The sequence below is a fragment of the Peredibacter sp. HCB2-198 genome (assembly GCF_045999315.1).
Taxonomy (GTDB): domain Bacteria; phylum Bdellovibrionota; class Bacteriovoracia; order Bacteriovoracales; family Bacteriovoracaceae; genus Peredibacter.
Window position 1 is genome coordinate 375,655 of record NZ_CP174607.1, and the last position, 20,114, is coordinate 395,768.

Sequence of the window (20,114 nt, forward strand, 5' to 3'; positions counted from 1 at the left end):
AAGGTCATCCAAATCTCCAGGAAGGAGACCGCGGGGTGACCTCCAACACACACATCAAGCAAGACAAGATGTCGAACAGCTTGAACGAGAGCAAGGAGGTTCCGTATGTTTCTGGCCATTGCCGTGGAGACCAAGCAGCACCCGAAGAATCAGAATGATTACCGTGTCTGGTACCTCGAAGTAGATTCGAGCGGACAAGTGGTTGGTGTGGGAGTCAAGACTAAGCAGGATATGGTTGAGAATCTTTTCGCGAACTATAGGAAGACCGGTAAGTCCAACTGGCGCGCCTTCCAAAAGGGAGCGGAACGTTCAACTCCTGTGGAAATCTTCGACTTCGTATCGATGAACATGCACGAGAACACTCATTTCGGTAACTTACCGAGTTTGAGTGAGTTCCAAGGTGTTCTCGATACATTACAAAGCAGATTAGAACTGAGATCGATCGCCTAGAATCTATTCCTCCCAGGATGTTTTGGGCGCCTTTCGAGAGGGGGAGATAGCAATATCTCCCCTTTTTATTTAAACGCTTCGAATCATTCATCTTACAATTCCTCATACCCATTCAAATTCAAACCCGGCCGACGTATAGTGCGGTCTCCGACATTCATTTAACGTACGAAGGGTTTATTCAATGCAAACGCTCGCGATTATTGGTGCTCAATGGGGTGATGAAGGTAAAGGCAAACTAACTGACCTTCTCGCTGAAAAATGTGACTTAGTTGTTCGCTATCAAGGTGGACACAATGCTGGCCACACGATCTGGGTGAATGGTCAAAAGACAGTTCTTCACGTAATCCCATCCGGTGTTCTTCACCCACACTGTTTGTCAGTTATCGGCCACGGTGTTGTACTTGAACCAGAAAACTTCCTCAACGAACTTTCAAAAATCAAAGGTGTGACAAACGTTACCCCGGATAATTTAAAACTTTCTTCTACGGCCACTGTTATCACGAGCTATCACAAGCTTCTGGATGCGGCTCGCGAGTCTCAAGGTCCTGAGAAAATCGGTACAACTGGAAAAGGCATTGGCCCAGCATACGAAGATAAGGTTTCTCGTCGTGGAATTAAGGTGAAAGACCTTCTCGACAAGGACACTCTTGTTCGTCGTCTTTCAACTGGCTACGCTGAAAAAGCGATCCTGTTTAAACATCTTTATCAAATTGAAATCCCTTCAATCGAATCAGAAGTTGAGCGCCTTTATCGTTACGGCCAGTCTCTTAAAGATTACGTGACCGATACTTTCAGCTTGATTGATGACAAGCTTTCTCAAGGCAAACGCGTTCTTTATGAAGGTGCTCAGGGAATTCTTCTTGATATTGATTACGGAACTTATCCATACGTAACTTCTTCTTCGACTGCGGGTGCAGGTATCTACACTGGTGCCGGAATTCCAGGTCGCAAACTTGAAGAAGTGATCGGTGTGGCCAAGGCCTACACGACTCGTGTGGGTGAAGGTCCTTTCCCGACTGAGCTTTTCGATGAGATCGGTTCTGAGATTCAAATTAAAGGTAACGAAATTGGCGCAACAACTGGACGTAAACGTCGTTGTGGCTGGTTAGATATTCCTCTTCTTCGCTACTCAGTTAAGTGTTCGCAACTGACTTCTATCGCTCTTACGAAGCTTGATATTCTCAGCAATCTAAAAGAGCTTAAAATTTGTTACGCCTATGAAGTGAACGGCAAAGTGGTTGATTGTGCCTACCCTGGTATCAATCTCTATAACGCTAAACCGCTGTATAAAGAATTCAGGCCTTTCACTGATGACTTCTCTGGTGGCAAGACTTCGAAGGAACTGGAAGATTACATTAACTTCATTCAGGAAAGCCTTGGTATCCAAGTTGGCATCTATGCCTATGGACCAGATCGTAATCAGATTGTGTTCCGTAAAAAATATAGCTGATTAAAATCCTCCAAACGCCCCTACTGCAAATCTTACCCGCTTCGTGCACTCAAAACCTTGAGACATAATGGAAGCGGGTGGGATTTATGACTTTCTTCAAAATTTGCGCGCTTATTATTTGTTACTTTGTCTCTCGTGCGGCCTTTTCGGCAAACTGCGAGACATGGACCGGTTATTCTCAAAAAGAAAAAGTTTGTTGGGAAGATTCTGTAAAAGGATGGGTCTCAGAATCATGTCTTTCGCAAAAGTGTGAGGCCAAAGAATTTTTCAAAACAGCGCAAACGAAACCTCGTATTCCTGCAAGTGCTGGTGGTCAGAATCCAGATACCATGGTTTGCCACGCTCTTAAATTTCCTGTGATCATTCTTAAAGATGCTCAAAATAACGAACAATCTTTTTGTGTACTTAAAGATAAATCTATCGTTTCAGCTGAAGCGATTGGTGGTTTTGTTAAATGAAGTTTCTCGCCCTTGTTCTTTTCTTTATCTCTCAAGTAACATTCGCAACAGATTGTACTCCAACAAACTTGATCACTGAATCGAACTCACCCTTTCGAAAAATTCCGGTCTATGATCAAGACGGAACGAATATTTGTTATGCCTATGTGACATCTCAACTTCTTGATTACAATCTGATGAAAAAAGGAGTTCAGGAGAGAACGGCCCATCCACTATGGCTTGCTATGAATCATGGTAAGCACGCGATTAAAACAGTTCCAAATGAAAGAAACAGAACAATGATTGGTAGTGGAAATGTGAAACGCACCATCGAATCTCTGGGAACCTACCCTATTTGTTCATACAGTACGGTTGAAAGTTCACTTGCCCAAATGGCAAAGGCCGCGAAGACAAAAGATTCTGAAGTCGTGCAATTTATTGAGACCTATACCCAAAGACTGGCTGCCCATGACGAAAGTCGTGCGCTTGCGGCCCTGGAAGGTAGAGAATCAAACCTGGATGACATTGATATCATCACTTTAATCAAAGAAACGAAGGCCGATGCGGACATGAGATGGTGTTCATCGAACGCCACTTGGGACGCACTATTGCCTCTTCTGCGCAACTTGAACGCGGTCACAACACCTGAGATGGTGGAGAAGCTCCTGTTCCAGGCATGCCAGAATAAGCAATTCAATCTTCAAGCACCGAAAGCAACTATAAAAATTTTCGGAGAAACTGACGGAGTCGTCACAGGTAAGATTGCTAATGTCATGGATTCAATTAAGGCCCCAGTTTCAGTGAGCTATTGCGCCAAGGCCCTGACTCAACCAAATCTTCAAGGAATCACTTACCGAAATCCTAATGGAGCAAAACTCCAATACGCTCAAGGTTGTGAACATCACGAATCGCTGATCGTTGGAAAGAAACAGGTTGGAAACAGCTGCCAACTTCTTCTCCGCAATACTTGGGGAAGTAATTTTGGTACTTGGACCAAAGATAAGAAGTGCCTTTGCAAAAATCGCCAGACCGGCGCTTATCTGGATGATTGCAACTCAACTGCTCACAATAATGGCCAATATACGGTTGAGGGCTGTTGGATTGATGAAGACGTGATCAACAGAAACACTTATCAAATGACCTATTTAGATCCTAAATAGTCCCGATTAATTTTCCACCGACATAAGAATCTACGCGAACAGAACGAATCTCGTTCTTTAAATTTTCCGTAGATTTCACTCTTACACGAAGATAATTAGAGCTGTATCCTTCCCAGAAACCATCGACTTCATTTTCAAACAGAACGTTCGTTGTATTACCAACAAAGTTTGCTGAGAACTCATCAAGTTTCGCGTCCCCTAACATCATCAATGTTCTCACTCGGTCTTTTTTCACCGGTGACTGAATCTGATTTTCCATTTTAGAGGCGGTCGTTCCTTTCCGTTTAGAATATGGGAACACATGGAAGTGAGTAATCGGTAGATTTCTTAGAAGATTAAATGTTTCAAGGAACTGCTCTTCAGTCTCGCCTGGGTAACCAACAATCACGTCCGCACCGAAAGCGGCCTGTGGGAAGTAGCTACGAACCATTGAAATGATTTCTTTATACTGAGAGGAATTATATTTTCTTCTCATTGAAGTCAGAATGGCATCACTTCCACTCTGAAGTGGAATGTGGAAATGATCCTGATATTTTCCGGTGGCCTTTAAAGTCTCAAGAAGTTCGCGAGTCATTGTATTTGGCTCAACCGAACCAAGACGAAGTCGCTCTACAGTTGGAATATCTGCGATTAATTTCACGAGATCAGTGAGCTTCTCGCCGCTAATCGCCTCGTATTCGCCAATATTTACACCCGTAAGCACGATTTCTTTGAACCCCTTGGCCGCAAGATCCTTGGCCTCTTTAATAGCGTCCTCGACCGAAATTGTGCGTGAACGACCACGAGCAAATGGAATAATACAGAAAGAGCACACATAGTTACAGCCGTCCTGAATTTTCAGAAAAGCGCGAGTATGTGAATCGGCCAGAGTTGTGGCCGCTCCCCAGAAATCAGAGGACTTATCAATATGAATTTCTTGATCAGATTCTGAATCAAGGTAATCGAAGACTTTATATTTTTCAGAAGTCCCAAGAATAAGATCCACGCCTTGCATGTTCTTAATTTTGTCCGCTTCCATTTGCGCGTAACAACCGGCCACAACAATTTTCGCTTCCGGAGAAGAGGCCTGTGCCTTTCTAATTAGATTACGGCAGGTAGAGTCCGCGCCATCAGTTACTGTACATGTATTAAGGAAGACCACATCGGCCTCAGATCCGAATTCCACGACTTCATAACCCCTATCAACAAACCCCTGCGCAATAGAACCTGATTCCGAGAAATTCAGGCGGCATCCAAGAGTGTGAAAAGCGACTTTTTTAGAAGTAAGATTGGTAGTTTCCATAGAGCGGGAATCTAACGAATGCCTTTGTATTTGTCTAATAAGTGGGTAAAAAATCTTGGTTTAGGGCAAAAAAAAATCTTAAATTTTTGCATTTTTGTGTTTGACAAATTTCGTCCAAAACAATAACTTGTAGACCTTCGATTGAAAGTGGTCTCGTAGCTCAGTTGGTTAGAGCACCTCCCTTTTAAGGAGGGGGTCCTGTGTTCGAGTCACAGCGAGATCACCATTCATCGAAAAATTACAGAGCACATTCCGGTTACGCTCCCATCGTCTAGCCCGGTCTAGGACATCGCCTTTTCACGGCGGTAACAGGGGTTCGAATCCCCTTGGGAGTACCAAATTTATAAAAAGAAAGCCTCGCATTTGCGGGGCTTTTTTTTGCCCTACCATATCTATAAATCTTTTCCTAAATGCTTAACCATTCGTGATAGTAATTCGAACAAAAAACTCTTAATTAAATGAGAATTCCGATGGGTATCAGGTCCGAATTAGATAACTACCACTTTGATAGAACAGAGAAAGAAAATATTCTTTATCAAGTCCGTCGTAGTTTTAAGCACTTCTTATCTGAAGAGACTAATTCAATTTGGCTGTTTACATTAGAGAAGTTCGCGACCACAGCTCCTTGGTCATATTGGGATCATGAAGTAATTATTTCTGCTCTGAAAATCCTTGAGAATGATCCGAAAAGGACACTTGATGCTATTGAAGCGTGGCATGTAGAGCTTTCAATCGCTTTCTCTGAACTATTCAATAAAGTAGATATCACAAACAGTAATGAGAGTTTTGATCAAAATCGTCCTTCAGATAATTTAACAATTTCAAATCAAGTGCATCCAGAATATTTGAGATTAGTTGAGCACTTGTTTGGGAACCTCATCCCAGTTTTTTGGGGCATATGCAGAAAAAAAGGGGTCAAAGCTTCATTCAACCTAGGCCAAGGTGAAAAGTTTTTCCAAACAAATGATCTTGCACATTTGTATTCTGGATTTGATGACCGCATACGAAATGGAATTGCTCACGGAGAAGTTCATTTTAAAGGTAACGGCATTGTATATGGAAAAACAGATACTCCTTACGTTCATTGCATTAGCTCCAATGAACTCTTGGACAAGATGGATGAACTAAGAAGAGTCATCAACGGATTAGCAATCGCAATAATTATCTTTGAGTGCAGAAATGAAAGGTTCATCAAAGAAGTAGGCAATTTTAAATGGCCAATTGGCGTATTAAATCAAGTTTTAAGACATCGCTGCGGAAGACTTAACTTAGAGATAGTAGGTATTATTGAATCCTCTTACTCTCTTGCAGGGGAACAACTGCAAGTTAGCATACATACAGACTTGACCTCGAAGGAGACTATTATCCTTGATATTATCAACATATCTTCGAAAATTCTTGCTTTGACTCACAAGAAGTATGATCGATTCATGTTTCAGATAGATACTGATGATGTACTTCCCTCTACCGTTTTTATCACAACTGACATTTTAAAAAAGTATTTGGAACAAGATAAACCATTGGATAAGTGTGTCGATTTTTTAGACCTTTCTATGCTTTGGCCTTCTCCATCTCATAAATTAGTTAATAAGTATAAAGTATACAACTATCTTATAAAATCAGGATGGCCAAAAGCTGCCAGAGAGATACAACTTACCTTCAAGAAAAAAAATTTGCCAAAAATCCGTGAAGTGAAAGAAAATCATGCGGGCAAGGATTTCCGTCTGGACATTACAATCACCTTAGATCCCGGCTCTTTGAGTTTAGAATTCGACGACGCGCAGGCTATATGTGAAAAAGTAGTAGCAAAATACAAATATAAACTAAGCCTAGGTAAAAAAATAAACTTACTACCAAGTTCTCGCCGACCACGCTTTCCTAAGTATATATGGATCAAAATTTATCGTAAAAATGGGCCTATCCGCTGGCTACAACGCCGAGGATGGGACAGTGGAAACTTAATGTATACAGCGGAATGGAAAAGTTCATCTAACCTTCATTCAATTGCTATTAAGAAACCATATAAAACTGTGAATAGTATCGCATACCAAGATCGTCTTGATATAGAAGGATACAACCAAATTAAAGAAAATCTGGAAAAGCTTATTCAAGAAATGGTATCAAAGCCGTAATCAAGGAGTTAAAAGAAAATTTCGCGAGTCTAGAATCAGTCGACCATATTCTATATATATTCCACCCTCAATAACTCCAAAATTCCTTGTAATAGTTATTATCAATTTGAAAATCACGCGAAATATCAAAAAATCAACTCCCGCACAAGAACGTTTTATGTCCCGATATGATTCATTTAAACATTAAGCCAATCTTTGATGGCTGAATTAATGAACTAGCAGTTCGAAACTCCACGACTTGGGAGTATCAAGTTTATACAAAGAAAGCCTCGCATTGCGGGGCTTTCTTTTACCCGATTTTCTCGTTTTTAAAATACTTTTGTAGATCCCATGGGTCCAAGAGACCTAGGGATTGATGTATAAACTGGATTAGTTACGACTCACGAGATGGGCCAAAAAAAGGAACAACTCTTAGTTAATTTTAAAATTATTTTTTACTTACACAATGGGTGGTGAATTCGAAGCACCCATTACTTTTTGATTCTACATTCAGAGCATCTTTATAAAATCATCTACAAAAACTTTAAAGTATTTGTCGACATCATACAAAGCTTGAATTGGAAAAGAAGTCGAAAGTAACTCTTCGTTAAAGGTATCCTTCCTCGCCTGTGAAGTCGAAGTTTTTTTTAGTGCTTCCCCCAATACAGACATCTTCTTCTCTTCAAAGTTTCCATGAGGTGTTGCAATGATAGGATTTATAACTTCGTCTAATTTATATCTAGTAGAGATCTTTTTAAACTCGTCTTTGTTAAAATATGACCAAGACTCAATATTCCAACAAGGCGACAAAAGAATAATTCTTCCCAAAGAATAGGTTAGGCATTTCTCGATCTCTTGAGGATTAATGTCAGGGTCACCATCCTTTAAAAGGAATTCTAGCTTTTCTTTTATCTTTTGCACTAATCGATCAAAAAAGGTTTTATTGGACAAATAATTTTCATCTGTAACAGATTTATAATTAGACCATTTCGTATCAGCATCGGAATATATAATGATTGCTTCATCTACAAGTAAAGCTTTAGCAGCGTCCATCGCCGCTAAATCCATTGATTGACGCTCCTTCCACTTATTCCCAAAGTATCGGTTTTCTTGTGTGATCAAAACATCTTTACCGTAAAACTTTGCAATTTCTGTTAATAGGTTTTCGATACCATCTCTAGTGCCTTTAAACCTATCCTCATTAAAAATTGTAACTATCATTACTACCAAATCTTATATTTCGTAAGTAATTTAGAAAAATCTGTTTCACGTTTTAAAGCAAGAGCAATATGGGACTTAAGTTTTGGGTCAATCTCATCTACCGAGAACATTGAATTTTTCTCATCTCTCGATCTGCATACATGTACAGAATGAGAATCCGTAAAATCTTCTGACTCCAAAAGTGAAAGTAAATTATTTAAAACGAATGGATTGTGGGTTGAGATAAAAAGCTGCTTCGAACTTTCATTCATAATATGAGATATCCACTCTGGATGTAGTCCATTCTCTATTTCATCAACAAGAAAATAATATTTTGATATTAGATTGATCATCAAGCAGTAAGACAAGAAACGACTCTCCCCCTCTGTCAATGCATTAAACAAGGGCCTAACATCTCCTTTCCTGTCTTCAATTAGTATTTGAAGATTCATTTTAAACAAGAATGAGGGCGCATCGTATTCTTTTAACTCTGTAACATTCCCGGACAGAAGTTGAAATTTTATACGTCTAAATCTTCCAGAGCTTAAAAAATAGTCCACATGCTCAATCCTGCAGAAAGACTCTGAAACATCATGAATTATCTTTTCGAGGTCAATATCTTTGAATATATCTTTGTTATAAAGCTTTTGAATAAAGAAATGGCTAAAGAACTCTACAAATAGCGGGCGCGGCGCAAATCCTTCAGCTATTTGAAATCCAGTATTCTGAGTCATATATTGGATTTCAGCTGTAAAAAAATCTTTCAAGTAATCTATTGAAAAATTAAAATTTCCAGGCAGAGCATTCCTTCCACCTTCATATGAATAGAAAGCACTTTGATAATTAATGCTTGGAACACTAAATCTAGGAATGATTTGGACGAAAAAAGTTAAAAAATTATTTTTTGAATTGTCTTTTACTGCTTTATATTTGGTCTCATTTAAATAAACAACTGCAAGATCTTGTTGGAAATTAAGTCTACTTAAATTTTTCAAACTCACTGATTCTACTGGAATAGTAATCTCTTCTAGATCGAATGCATGAAACTGGATTTGATGCTGATTATTATCTCTGAAATACGTAAATATTAATTCCTTTCCCTTTATTAATTCTACTCTTATTTGAAAGCTTCTTTTTTCTTCCGAATTTAAAAGCATAGGCTCAGATATAACGGTGTAGGCAATCTCATATTCAACGTCATCGTAAACTGTAACAATCGAGTAAGAGACATCTATACCGTTGGTAAGATCAAGTTTCTCAAATTCACTACTTAAAAGAGGATTTAAAACCTTGTTTAAGAAAAAAGTTTTACCTGCACCATTTCTTCCAATAAATAGATTGATATTTTTATCAAACTCTATCTTGGAGTTTTTATAATAAGCATACCTTCTAATGTCTAAACTTTTTAAATAATTGCGCTTCAAAGAAAACCTCTGTTTAACCTATTTTACTACATTTTCAGACAAATCACATTGTAACAACATAAAGTGCACAGCACCATCTCTCCCCTCTCATTAAACCAATTGCGCACCGAGCCATCACTTTCAATTGACCCATATTTTTATGCTTTCAGTAAATCATGCTTACGAGTGTATACAAGTGGTTCGAATCCCCTTGGGAGTAACAAGTTTATACAAGAAAAGCCTCGCATTTGCGGGGCTTTTCTTTATTGCCTAATTTTCGAACTCGAATTTAATTTTACATTCACCATCAAATTTGATCTTTTTGGAGAAAATTTCATTCACTCAAAAGGTCCTCCGTGAATTTATCTATTTTCTCAGTGCTGATGATTTCTTTGCTGGTCACTGCATGCGGCAAGTCCTCTAGCTCCAATAAGACAACGACCTCAATCAAGACCATCAATGGGCTTTCTACTTCTGCCATGGACGGGAAACTCTATGAGGCCAAGTGTGTTCCGCTTGAGAACGAAAAGGAGCTGAAGGCCGACCATCAGTTTAGAATTTATAAAGAAGCAGGTCTGACTCACTTTGAATGGTCAGTGTGGTTCATGACGAAAAACTGTCAAACAGCGATTTTGGAAATGAACCTTAAGGGTTATGGCATTTTCACTGACAGCACCTTTAAACAGCTTAATAACACCCTTAAAAACGCAGTGGTCATGCCTCTGCAGTATGCGGCCACCACCGAGTTTAATAAAAATCGATTTTGCGGCCTCGGCGACTGGAAAACTTATGACTGGAAAGACATCCTTTATAGTGATTGCATGAAAAGGGATGATGGCACCCTCTTCTTTGATCAACAAGGAAGTGAATTTGTTCTTTATAATTGTAATGAGAATGAGGAACTAAACGAAAAATGCACTCGGGTACGACTAAAGCCGATAAAAATGAAATAATGAAAGGCCCTGCGATTGTGGGGCCTTTTTATATCTACCGCCGCCAACTATTTATCATTATTCCAACTTATTGGCACAAATGTTGTTATATTAGCACGACCAACGCTAAATGATCGGACAACATTAACTTTAAGGACCACATAGGTCGGGAGATGATATGAAATCCGGTCATAATCAAACATTAGACGCAAGTTGGGGGGCCCTTTTCACGGGAACCAATTTTGGTCGATCACTCATTTTAGCAGGCGGAGTTTCCCTCCATGCTATCTTCATTTACGTCGTTGCTACTATTCTTCCATCTGTCATCGCTGACATTGGTGGAGTTGCCTTTTACGCTTGGGCGACAACCTTTTTTATGGTTGGCTCTATTGTTGCCGCCGCTGGGGCCCCGTTGGTTTCAATGAGACTAGGACCTAAGAAGGCCTATCGTCTGGCCCTGGCCGTTTTCTCTCTTGGAAGTGTCCTCTGTGCAATCACTCCGTCGATTCATATTTTGATCTTCGGAAGACTATTACAAGGAATTGGAGGAGGACTTCTCACTGCTCTTGCCTACACAACCATTCGCCAAATTTTTCCTGAGTACCTTCACGCTCGAGCGATTGCGATGATCTCAGGAGTATGGGGAGTGGCCGCTCTTTCAGGTCCTCTGATTGGTGGGTTATTCGTTGAATTCAGTTCTTGGAGGGCTTCGTTTTGGACGGCCCTAATTCTTTGCGCCTTGTTTGCTGTATTATCTGAAAAATTTCTTCCGATAAACTCAAGTCAGCCTACGTCCTCTACAAAAACACCTTTTGGACGTCTCGCCCTACTCGCTTTCGCCGCCCTTTCAGTATCAGCAGGAAGCGTCCCAGGAACATTGAGTGCTTCCATCATTGGCGTAGTCATCGCTTTAATTTTGCTTACCATGCTGTTTAAACTTGATAATCGCTCAAGCAATCGTCTTCTGCCTCACGGTGCCTTTAACCCTAAATATAATTTAGGCTCAGTCTCGGCAACAATGGCACTACTTACGGCCGGTACGAGTTGTTTTGCTTTTCTTCCCTATATTCTGAAAGTCTCCTTCGGTATTACTCCAATCGTGGCCGGCTACATTATCGCCACAGAGGCGCTGGCGTGGACTTTAACCGCGCTTTTCACAGCATCAGTTAGCGAAGCCCAGGCAAAAAAACTCATGCTTTTTAGCCCGATTATCATGATTGTAGGAATGATCGGACTTACACTCAGCCTTGGCACAACTTCAATTCCGCTTATTGCTATTTCAGTCGCAATTGTGGGTTGTGGAATTGGCGCAGGTTGGGCCCATCTAGGAACACATATGATTTCTATTGCGCCAAAAGAAGAACAAGATGTGGCGGCAGCTTTTATTTCGACCACTCAGCTTATTTCCACGGCCTTCGGATCCGCCATTGCCGGAGTGATTGTAAATCTTGGTGGTCTATCAACAACCACTGACTCAGGACAAGTTTTACAAATCGGAATTTACTTATTGGGAGCATTCAGTGTTCTTCCTGCCCTTGGAGTAATGACAGCATTAAGAACACGTTATCAAATTCAAACTTCACTATAAAGTTACCAGGCCCTGCACTAGCAGGGCCTTTTTTTCTCAAAACCTGATCCGCATCAGAAAGTGAATTTCAAAGTGTCCGAGAAGCTCTTCGTGTGATCTTCAGATTCGGAGCCTAACTCATGACACCTATTCAACACTTCCTCAGTTTCACCAATGATTTGATTTGTATTCTCGACGAAAGCGGTAAGATTCATGATGTGAATGGAAATTGGAAAAATCTATTCGGGATCGGTCCTAAACAAGGCATCTCTTTTCTCAATTTGATTCACGATGAAAGCAAAAATAAAATTTGGTCGTTCTTTAAAAATCCAGAAAGTTTAGAACTTCATTTAACTGAATGTCGCTTTATTGATTTAAATGGGCAAAACTACTGGTTGAATCTAAAAATTCGTCGCATTCAAGATAAGAACCACTATTGGTGCACTCTCAAAGATATCACTCAGAGAAAGCACATCTTTTCAATTCTGGATCAGATCAGTGACAACTACAATCTTGGTCATTGGGAGTATGATAGTGTCCGCAAAAACCTCAAATGGAGCCTGAAAATTTTTGATATCTTTGGACTAGACCCAATGACATACACGCCTTCAGCAGAAGACATGAACAAATTTTTCTCTCAAAGTGATGTTAAGCAGTTCAAAGAACTCGTGCGCACTCAAAATGAATTTGATTTTACATTTCAATACACGAACAAATCCGGCAGTCATAGATGGATCAAGCTAAGTGGAAGAAAAGATTCTTTATCAGACAAAAACTTTGTACTGAAAGGAATTCTTCAAGATGTAACAAAAGAAACGATTAAAGAGATTACTCAACTTACAAGCAATATCGAATTATCGAGCTTTGAAAAAGGTCTGGATCAATTCTCCATTGTGGCCCGAACAGATGCCCGAGGCAAAATCATTCATGCCAACGAAGCTTTTTGTCGTATCTCTAAATACTCTCAACAAGAATTACTCGGTCAGGACCATCGAATCCTAAACAGCGGCCATCATCCAAAATCTTTCTTTAAAGAAATGTGGGAATGCATCCAGAGTGGAAAAAATTGGAGAGGAGAAATTAAAAACAAAACGAAGGACGGAAGTTATTACTGGGTCGATACCATCATCATTCCTATTAGAGACAATGAAGGAGTTCTCCAGGAAATTTTGTCATTCCGATTTGAAATCACCAATTTTAAACTCATCCAAGAACAAAATGAAATACTACGTAAGGAACTTGAACTATTAAAGGCAGAGATGGGACTTACATAATTACATGGTGTTCACTAAAATAATCACTAATGGAGCACTTATCCTCTCTTAACAGTACCCTAACTTTTGTTTTTTCCCACTCTCGACTAATCTCCGGGCAACTAACCCAAAGGAGATTTTATGAAACTTCTAATTGCTGCAGTTTTCGCTCTTACTTCAACTGTTTCTTTCGCTTCTCTACGCCAAACTGGTTATGAAGCTCGTCACATTGCTAAGATTGAAAAGGCCATCCTAAAACAATGTGGACCAATGCTTGGCTTAGATCTCATTTCTAAATTCGAAAGAGTTGTACATGTGGACCAAGGTATCCGTGACGTTTATTACGTAACTGTACTTCGTGGTGTTCAAAACAATATCGGCTATAACGTTAAAGTAAACTCTAGCTATGCTGATATGTACGATCATTCTGAGCAAAACTGGGGCGCCTACTCAGTTCAATCTGTAGATTGTTCATCTGAAGAGTAATTAAAATTTTTTAAGGGCCATCTTTTGATGGCCCTTTGTCCTTTTAAGCACTTAGGTCCTCGAATAGATCTACAAATCCTTTGAAGAGTTCAACTTGTTTGTGATATCAAACCTGTGTTCTCCATTTCCAACAGAGGATTTTATGATTAGTTCAAAGAACCTTGTGCTCGCGTTCTCTCTCGTTCTCTCAGCTCCTGCATTTACCCAAACAACTCTAAAAGAAAGCATTCAGTCATACAGTGAACATGTTCACTCTTCGTATGCGGAAACACTTAGACGAGGCGTTCTTCTCCAGAAGGCTCTTCACGCTTTCACAGAAACTCCGTCGCTCATGACTCAAACTGTGGCGAAGGAAACTTGGAAATATGCTCGTGAAGCTTATGGGCAAACAGAAGTTTTCCGTTTCTATAATGGTCCAATTGATCGTGATGGGGGCCCAGAAGGCCTGCTAAATTCTTGGCCATTAGATGAGGCCTATATTGATTATGTGAAAGGTGCACCAAACGCTGGTATCATCAATAACACGACTGAATTCCCAGAAATCACTAAAGAACTTCTTGAATCACTCAATGAACTAGATGGAGAAAAAAACATCTCTACTGGTTATCATGCCATTGAGTTCCTTCTTTGGGGACAGGACTTCTATACAGATGGCCCGGGACTTCGTTCATACACAGATTATGTAGATGCTCCGAATGCTGCTCGAAGAGCTCTTTATTTGAATACCATCGCAGATATGCTGGTAGATCACCTCGCCTCTCTAGAAACAGAATGGCGAGCTGGTGAAGAAAACTTCCGCAAAGATTTTGAAAGTCAAAAAGACACTGCCGCCCTTAAAAATCTTCTCTCGGGTGTGATCTTCATGGCCGGGGACGAGCTTTCAGGTGAAAGAATGTATGTGGCCTACGATACTCAAGGTCAGGAAGATGAGCACTCGTGCTTCTCAGACATGACTCACATGGATATCCAGTGGAACTACTGGGGAATTGAGAACGTGATCAAAGCAACCAATCTTCTTAATCAGCCAGAAGTGAAAGGAACTCCAGTTGCTCAAAGAATTGAAAAGCGCATGACTGAACTTCGGGCTCTTCTGGCAACGATTCCTGTGCCTTTTGACCAGGCCATTGCCAACGATGAGGGACGCGCGATTATTTTAAATTCAGTTGAAGAGCTCGAGGCACTTGCAAGAGATCTAGCGACTGTATCTAAGATGCTTAAAGCATCGGTTGACTACTAAGTTATGAAGTCAATTCTTATACTCCTTCTAGCAATTGCGGCTTCTGCTTATGCGGAAGTTGCACCACAGTTAGATGCCTCGGAAGAATTTCCAGGAGGAACGGGTACAACTTCAGATTTATCAGTTCAGGCCTATAGTCATCCTATGAGTGGAACTCAAAGCAGAGAGCGACGTGAATTCACTCTCGGCAATAGTTTCTTCAACACGGTTTGGGTCGCCTCACCCGCCTCAACAACTGTGAGAGATGGCCTAGGTCCAATTTACAACGCCGTATCTTGTAGCTCTTGTCACTTTAAAGACGGTCGCGGACGTGGTCTTCCTGAAACGGAAGGCAAGGTCGATGTTTCTCTGCTATTCCGCTTAAGAATTAAGACACTAAACGACGGCATCATTCCTCACCCTGTTTATGGTGGCCAATTTCAGCCACAAGGAATTATGGGAGTGCCTGGCGAAGGTGAAGCAGTTGTTCGTTATGAGACGGTTAGAATTCAATATCCAGATGGTCTTTTTACAGAACTTTTAAAACCGGTTTACGACTTCATTAAATTAAACTTTGGGCCATTGGGTGAAAACACAGTTCGCTCTCCTCGGGTGGCCCCTCAAATGATCGGTCTTGGTCTTCTCGAAACCATTTCAGAGAAAGACATTCTCATTAAAGAAGATCCTCTTGATATGGACGGAGATGGCATTTCTGGTCGAGCGAACTATGTGTACTCGGCAACACATCAATCGCAAAAATTAGGTCGCTTCGGTTGGAAGGCCGGTAAAGCTGTGCTTAATGATCAGAATGCAGCGGCCTTTAACGGTGATATCGGAATTACCAGTAGCTTGCACCCAAATGAAGATTGCACTGAATCTCAAGTCGATTGCTTAAAAAATCACACCGAAATGGACGTCGACGATGCTCGTTTAAAAAACGTCACTGTTTATACTCAGCTTCTCTCAGTGCCAGTTCGTCGTGATTTCTCTAGACCAGAAGTTCAAAGGGGTCGCGGTACTTTTTATAAAATCAACTGCACTGCTTGCCATACTCCGAGCTACACCACTGGAACTGATTCGAATTTAGAGATCCTCAAATCGCAAAAGATTTATCCTTATACAGACCTTCTTCTGCATGACATGGGAGATGCGCTTGCTGATGATAAAGATGATGTGATGAATGAAGATCTTGCCACCACTCGTGAATGGAGAACACCTCCCCTTTGGGGCCTTGGTTTGACCCAAACTGTAAATGGTCATACCCGTTACCTTCACGACGGACGCGCCAGAAATCTCGAAGAAGCTATTTTGTGGCATGGTGGAGAAGCTCAGAAATCAAAGGAGGACTTTATGAAGCTCTCCCAAACTGAAAGAGACGATCTCATTTTATTTTTAAATAGTTTATAAATACCTGGAGAACCCAACATGAAAACCCTAGCGATTTTAACTCTCTTCGCTTCAACAACTCTCATGGCCCAATCATGGACCGAAACTTTTAAACTTCCAGAAGGCATGACCCATAGAGCTCGTACCGCTGGATACGACTGCGGAACATTTGGATCGAAATATGTGTCTGCTCCAGAAACTTTTAAATCTCGCGGAATTGAATTTAAACAACTCGCGGCCGATAAAGAGCTGAATAAATTTTTATTCGAAGCTGTCTACCCTGGAGCTGAAGGTCAGGAGTGTATCTACGGGATCTTCTTAGACCGTAATCGCGCAACCAAGACTCTCGACTTCACTCATTCATTGGTTAAAACAACTGAGGGTCTAGAAGAAGGTTGTAAAAATACACAAGATTTCTTAGACACCGAACTCGCTTCTGTGGCCTACGAGCCTTCAAAACGTGGTATCCGCTACATCGCGGTTCAAATTGTGAAGGACACTCCGAATGACGTTTGTGAAAGCGGCAACGTTCGAGTTGTGTTTGATCGCAGATATACTGAATAAATCTTAAGGGCCCAGCTTTTGCTGGGCTTTTTTTTTGGAGTTATGTTCTAATTAAAACATGGACTACATCCAAACCTATTTCGAGTGCTTCAAGGCCGCGGGTATTGATACGACTCTACAGATAGATCGTATGCGCGGTTCTCACGTCGTAGAACGAATTAAATTCGATCATATTACTCATGATGGAATTTCCATTATGACAGAAATGGCCCGCAAGTATCCTTCAGAAGGCTTCAGTGCACCCACTTTACTAGTCAGACCCAGGCCCTCTATGGGGAAAAGACTTTTAGAGCTTTTAAAATGGTATGTTCGTCATTACCCATTTATGCCTCCAAAGTGGAAAGAGGCCTCACGAGGAAAAACCAAAAACGCTAACGGCAGAGTTTGTATTGAGAACTGGAAAAGTTCTGATCAATCTGTTTCTGTGAACACTAAACTTTTATTGGCCTTAGATCAAACAAGCCGAGAACATATTACCAATCCCAAACCTCCAAGGGTATGGATGACTCCTGTAGGTATGTACACGACAATTTCTCGGGACACTCCCCCTAAGAACAGGGTCTCTTTCATAGATATTGAAGTGGGTAATCAATCAACTCTTGCAGACATTCAAAAATCTTCCAGGGAACAACTCACAGATTTAAATTACTGGGGAACAATTCTTACGATGGCACTTCCAAATGTCCTAGGAAAATTTCTCTTTAAGTATGTGGCCAAATACACTCATCTCTTTTTTAGAAGAACCGGCACATTAACCAACTTAGGAGAATGGACCATTCCTGGTTTAGCGGATGATGAATGGTGGACCTTCGGAGAATTTAGCGTTGCTAAGATGGCACCAGTCGCAGGAAGTGCCATTATCGTGAACGGGAAACTCGGATTAAGTGTTCACTTCCATCCGATTGTTGGATTTACAGATGCTGAGGCCCAAGTTTTTGCTGAGAAGTGGAAAGAAAATTTTCTAAAAATCTCCTAATTCTACTTCTTAGATACTTTCTCAATACATTTATAGCCTGTGGCCTCAATATTTACCTGAAATAATCCTGTCTGCTTATTAATTACAATAGAATTTACTTCGAACTGCTTGGCCTTCTCTTCAATTACTGATTTGGCCACATGAGAGGCGATTGGTGGGATAAGACTGAAACCTGTGGAATATAAACTGGCAACTGCAGAACAATTTTTTTGAGGTTGGTCTACAAACGCCACGCTCTTAGATGATTTGGTTGAAGCACAGCTTGTTAGTAACGTCGAAAAAAGAACGAACATAATAGCTTTATTCATAGGAACTCCAAGATTTTCTTATATTTCGACAAACGGAAGGTAAAACTTTATCTTTAAGAAAAATTAAGACTCAATCGGCAATCTCACCGTAAACTCAGCTCCTCCCCCCTTTGCTTCATCCACTGTAATCGCTCCTTTATGGGCATTCACAATGGTCTTTGAAACAAACAGACCAATTCCAAAGCCACCAAAGTGCTTGGTCGAAGAAGCTCTCTCAAACTTATGAAAAATTCTTTCGCGCTCTTCTACTGCAACTCCGGGGCCGTGATCGCGAATAACTAAGACTGCTTGTGAACCATCTTTATAAACGGAGACCTCAATGGGTCTCTGATCACCATATTTAATTGCATTGTTAAGAAGGTTAATGATGACCTGCTCAATTCGCATCTGGTCCCAAAGGCCATACACATCTTCCATGGTCTTATAGACAACTTCATACTTCTTGGTCGTAAGCTCAAAATCAAATCGCGCAAACACGTTCAGCACGACCTCCTTGAGGTTAATTCTTTCCGGATCAAGTGACAGCCTTCCAGCATCAATATTCGAAATATCAATCAAATCATTTGTTAAGTTTTCAAAACGTCTAATTTCTTCCAGACAAGGTTGAATGACCTTTTTCATGTTCTCATCAGTTGTCTTTTTTTGAACAAACTGCATACCAAGCTTTAAGGTGGTTATTGGCGTTTTTAATTCATGAGAAACCAAAAGTAAAAAATCCTCTCGCATCTGGGCCACTCGCTTGGCCTCTTCATAGATTTGTTTCTTCTCGGTGATGTCCACAAAAGTCAGAATATTAAATCGTTCCTTGAACTTCGTTTCAACATCTGAAGATTGTCTTAGGACCGTGATCGTTTCATTTGGATTTATAACCAGATCAACTTCCTCTTTGTCTTTTCTTAACTCCGAAATAAAATCCAATTTCCCGTGGAGAATTTCCGTCGCCTGGTTGTTGTAAAAAACAATCTCTTGAGAGTCAGTATCTGTAATGACTAAACCGGCAGGCATCTGTTGAATAACAGCATCTAGCTTTTTTGCGTTATGCTCAGACACAGCTTGTAGCCTAAACTGAGAGTTCTGCGTGACCCAAGCACGAAGACCTATGAGCATTGTAAAGACGGCGGCAATCATGAGTAGAATGCTTTCGATTTCCTGAAAGCCTGCCTGGTAGCTGTACGCTGAAGCAATAACAAAAAAGAGAGTCATTCCGGGGAATAAAGCTCTTGCGAGATTTGGTCTTAATGCCGCAGTTGAAGGTGGTCTTTTCAAAATCTGCTGCTCTTCTTCACAAGCGGCCCAGTAAAAAAAGTAGAAGCCCACAGTCCAAAAAATATCCAGCATATGTCCTGGTTGATAAAATCGGTGAAGCAAACCATAAGCGTATGCGATGTTTACCCCTGCAAGACTCGCCAGCCCGATTAAGAGTAGCGTATAGGGAAGTTTATTAATTGGTCGGGATTCCCAAATCTGAAGAGTAGCAAAAAACAATGCTGTAATATAAAGGCAGGGGTAGGCCAAGACCATGATGAGGTAAAACTTTGACCCATGATATTCAATGATTGGGCGATAAAAAAGAATTATGCAAACAAAGGAAATGACACAAAGACTGATGCCGATATCAGCGATAGTGATTAACTTATTTTCTCTACGAGAAACATTCCAGCAGTAATGAATCATCGCAATCACAATACATGGAACAATCCCCAAGAAGAAAAACGTAGATATATCCGGAAATGGCACAACAACATTCTCAACCAGCTGTCTCCAGCCCCAGATAAACATCCCCACGGTCCAAGAAAGAGATCCAATTCCCAACCATCTCCAAGAAAGCTTTAAAGAACGAATCTCCATTCTGTTAGAAGTTCTAAAACATCTAATGGCACAGACAATGCTTGATAGAGTCCAGAAAAAGTCGGTCCAGAGATTCATGAGAAAA

General features: G+C 40.7%; 18 protein-coding genes and 2 tRNA genes. 15 read left to right on the top strand and 5 right to left on the bottom strand.

Annotation, left to right across the window (positions count from 1 at the left end; translation table 11 throughout):
* Positions 1-105: 105 nt before the first annotated feature.
* From ACJVC5_RS01950 to ACJVC5_RS01965, 4 genes are all read left to right on the top strand, one after another.
* Entirely contained in the window at positions 106-450 is a 345-nt protein-coding gene (locus ACJVC5_RS01950) for a hypothetical protein (protein ID WP_408097700.1), read from the top strand.
* A gap of 181 nt (positions 451-631) precedes the next feature.
* Positions 632-1,900, top strand: a complete 1,269-nt coding sequence (locus ACJVC5_RS01955) for an adenylosuccinate synthase (protein WP_408097701.1) — start codon at positions 632-634, stop codon at positions 1,898-1,900.
* Between the two features lie 86 nt (positions 1,901-1,986).
* Entirely contained in the window at positions 1,987-2,358 is a 372-nt protein-coding gene (locus ACJVC5_RS01960) for a hypothetical protein (RefSeq protein ID WP_408097702.1), read from the top strand.
* Positions 2,355-3,497: a hypothetical protein gene (locus ACJVC5_RS01965; RefSeq protein WP_408097703.1), complete on the top strand. Its 1,143-nt coding sequence runs from the start codon at positions 2,355-2,357 to the stop codon at positions 3,495-3,497. The genes ACJVC5_RS01960 and ACJVC5_RS01965 overlap by 4 nt, the downstream gene beginning before the upstream one ends.
* Here ACJVC5_RS01965 and mtaB read toward each other — a convergent pair.
* The gene (gene mtaB, locus ACJVC5_RS01970; protein WP_408097704.1) at positions 3,490-4,779 is read right to left on the bottom strand and encodes a tRNA (N(6)-L-threonylcarbamoyladenosine(37)-C(2))-methylthiotransferase MtaB; all 1,290 of its coding nucleotides are present in this window, start codon (positions 4,777-4,779) and stop codon (positions 3,490-3,492) included. The two genes, ACJVC5_RS01965 and mtaB, sit on opposite strands and share 8 nt — an antisense overlap.
* 149 nt (positions 4,780-4,928) lie before the next feature.
* On the opposite strand from mtaB, the gene ACJVC5_RS01975 reads away from it, so the two are divergent.
* The 3 genes from ACJVC5_RS01975 to ACJVC5_RS01985 all read left to right on the top strand — a co-directional run bounded on the left by ACJVC5_RS01975 (position 4,929) and on the right by ACJVC5_RS01985 (position 6,911).
* Positions 4,929-5,005, top strand: a tRNA-Lys gene (locus ACJVC5_RS01975).
* Positions 5,006-5,039: 34 nt separating this feature from the next.
* Positions 5,040-5,117: transfer RNA gene (locus ACJVC5_RS01980), tRNA-Glu, on the top strand.
* 120 nt (positions 5,118-5,237) lie between these two features.
* Positions 5,238-6,911 carry a hypothetical protein gene (locus tag ACJVC5_RS01985; RefSeq protein ID WP_408097705.1) on the top strand — a complete coding sequence of 558 codons (1,674 nt, stop codon included), beginning with the start codon at positions 5,238-5,240 and terminating at the stop codon, positions 6,909-6,911.
* A 489-nt stretch (positions 6,912-7,400) separates the two neighbouring features.
* Here ACJVC5_RS01985 and ACJVC5_RS01990 read toward each other — a convergent pair whose 3' ends face one another.
* Together ACJVC5_RS01990 and ACJVC5_RS01995 are read right to left on the bottom strand one after the other, a co-directional pair.
* The gene (locus ACJVC5_RS01990) at positions 7,401-8,111 is read right to left on the bottom strand and encodes a hypothetical protein (RefSeq protein WP_408097706.1); all 711 of its coding nucleotides are present in this window, start codon (positions 8,109-8,111) and stop codon (positions 7,401-7,403) included.
* Positions 8,112-8,113: 2 nt separating this feature from the next.
* Entirely contained in the window at positions 8,114-9,514 is a 1,401-nt protein-coding gene (locus ACJVC5_RS01995; protein ID WP_408097707.1) for an AAA family ATPase, read from the bottom strand.
* Between the two features lie 335 nt (positions 9,515-9,849).
* Between ACJVC5_RS01995 and ACJVC5_RS02000 the strand changes: the two genes are divergently transcribed.
* The 8 genes from ACJVC5_RS02000 (at position 9,850) to ACJVC5_RS02035 (ending at position 17,873) form a co-directional block, all read left to right on the top strand.
* Positions 9,850-10,446, top strand: coding sequence for a hypothetical protein (locus ACJVC5_RS02000; RefSeq protein ID WP_408097708.1), 597 nt, complete (start codon positions 9,850-9,852; stop codon positions 10,444-10,446).
* Positions 10,447-10,603: 157 nt separating this feature from the next.
* Positions 10,604-12,013: an MFS transporter gene (locus ACJVC5_RS02005; RefSeq protein WP_408097709.1), complete on the top strand. Its 1,410-nt coding sequence runs from the start codon at positions 10,604-10,606 to the stop codon at positions 12,011-12,013.
* A gap of 119 nt (positions 12,014-12,132) precedes the next feature.
* Positions 12,133-13,266: a PAS domain-containing protein gene (locus ACJVC5_RS02010; protein ID WP_408097710.1), complete on the top strand. Its 1,134-nt coding sequence runs from the start codon at positions 12,133-12,135 to the stop codon at positions 13,264-13,266.
* Positions 13,267-13,386: 120 nt separating this feature from the next.
* A complete protein-coding gene (locus tag ACJVC5_RS02015) occupies positions 13,387-13,731 on the top strand; it encodes a hypothetical protein (protein ID WP_408097711.1) in 345 nt (114 codons plus the stop codon).
* 142 nt (positions 13,732-13,873) lie between these two features.
* Entirely contained in the window at positions 13,874-14,968 is a 1,095-nt protein-coding gene (locus ACJVC5_RS02020) for an imelysin family protein (RefSeq protein ID WP_408097712.1), read from the top strand.
* A gap of 3 nt (positions 14,969-14,971) precedes the next feature.
* Positions 14,972-16,354, top strand: a complete 1,383-nt coding sequence (locus ACJVC5_RS02025; RefSeq protein ID WP_408097713.1) for a di-heme oxidoredictase family protein — start codon at positions 14,972-14,974, stop codon at positions 16,352-16,354.
* Positions 16,355-16,372: 18 nt separating this feature from the next.
* Positions 16,373-16,897 (top strand): hypothetical protein, encoded by a 525-nt coding sequence (locus ACJVC5_RS02030; protein ID WP_408097714.1) that lies wholly within the window; start codon positions 16,373-16,375, stop codon positions 16,895-16,897.
* A gap of 58 nt (positions 16,898-16,955) precedes the next feature.
* Positions 16,956-17,873, top strand: coding sequence for a hypothetical protein (locus ACJVC5_RS02035; RefSeq protein WP_408097715.1), 918 nt, complete (start codon positions 16,956-16,958; stop codon positions 17,871-17,873).
* Positions 17,874-17,875: 2 nt separating this feature from the next.
* Here the strand turns inward: ACJVC5_RS02035 and ACJVC5_RS02040 are convergent, their stop codons facing one another.
* A complete protein-coding gene (locus ACJVC5_RS02040) occupies positions 17,876-18,181 on the bottom strand; it encodes a hypothetical protein (RefSeq protein ID WP_408097716.1) in 306 nt (101 codons plus the stop codon).
* A 63-nt stretch (positions 18,182-18,244) separates the two neighbouring features.
* Positions 18,245-20,107, bottom strand: coding sequence for an ATP-binding protein (locus ACJVC5_RS02045; RefSeq protein ID WP_408097717.1), 1,863 nt, complete (start codon positions 20,105-20,107; stop codon positions 18,245-18,247).
* Positions 20,108-20,114: the final 7 nt, after the last annotated feature.

Coding starts and splice junctions, on each gene's coding strand:
- ACJVC5_RS01950 (WP_408097700.1), top strand. CDS start 106: ATGTTTCTGGCCATTGCCGTGGAGACCAAGCAGCACCCGAAGAATCAG.
- ACJVC5_RS02025 (WP_408097713.1), top strand. CDS start 14,972: ATGAAGTCAATTCTTATACTCCTTCTAGCAATTGCGGCTTCTGCTTAT.
- ACJVC5_RS01960 (WP_408097702.1), top strand. CDS start 1,987: ATGACTTTCTTCAAAATTTGCGCGCTTATTATTTGTTACTTTGTCTCT.
- ACJVC5_RS01955 (WP_408097701.1), top strand. CDS start 632: ATGCAAACGCTCGCGATTATTGGTGCTCAATGGGGTGATGAAGGTAAA.
- ACJVC5_RS02035 (WP_408097715.1), top strand. CDS start 16,956: ATGGACTACATCCAAACCTATTTCGAGTGCTTCAAGGCCGCGGGTATT.
- ACJVC5_RS02005 (WP_408097709.1), top strand. CDS start 10,604: ATGAAATCCGGTCATAATCAAACATTAGACGCAAGTTGGGGGGCCCTT.
- ACJVC5_RS02015 (WP_408097711.1), top strand. CDS start 13,387: ATGAAACTTCTAATTGCTGCAGTTTTCGCTCTTACTTCAACTGTTTCT.
- ACJVC5_RS01985 (WP_408097705.1), top strand. CDS start 5,238: ATGAGAATTCCGATGGGTATCAGGTCCGAATTAGATAACTACCACTTT.
- ACJVC5_RS02020 (WP_408097712.1), top strand. CDS start 13,874: ATGATTAGTTCAAAGAACCTTGTGCTCGCGTTCTCTCTCGTTCTCTCA.
- mtaB (WP_408097704.1), bottom strand. CDS start 4,779: ATGGAAACTACCAATCTTACTTCTAAAAAAGTCGCTTTTCACACTCTT.
- ACJVC5_RS02045 (WP_408097717.1), bottom strand. CDS start 20,107: ATGAATCTCTGGACCGACTTTTTCTGGACTCTATCAAGCATTGTCTGT.
- ACJVC5_RS01965 (WP_408097703.1), top strand. CDS start 2,355: ATGAAGTTTCTCGCCCTTGTTCTTTTCTTTATCTCTCAAGTAACATTC.
- ACJVC5_RS01990 (WP_408097706.1), bottom strand. CDS start 8,111: ATGATAGTTACAATTTTTAATGAGGATAGGTTTAAAGGCACTAGAGAT.
- ACJVC5_RS02010 (WP_408097710.1), top strand. CDS start 12,133: ATGACACCTATTCAACACTTCCTCAGTTTCACCAATGATTTGATTTGT.
- ACJVC5_RS02040 (WP_408097716.1), bottom strand. CDS start 18,181: ATGAATAAAGCTATTATGTTCGTTCTTTTTTCGACGTTACTAACAAGC.
- ACJVC5_RS02030 (WP_408097714.1), top strand. CDS start 16,373: ATGAAAACCCTAGCGATTTTAACTCTCTTCGCTTCAACAACTCTCATG.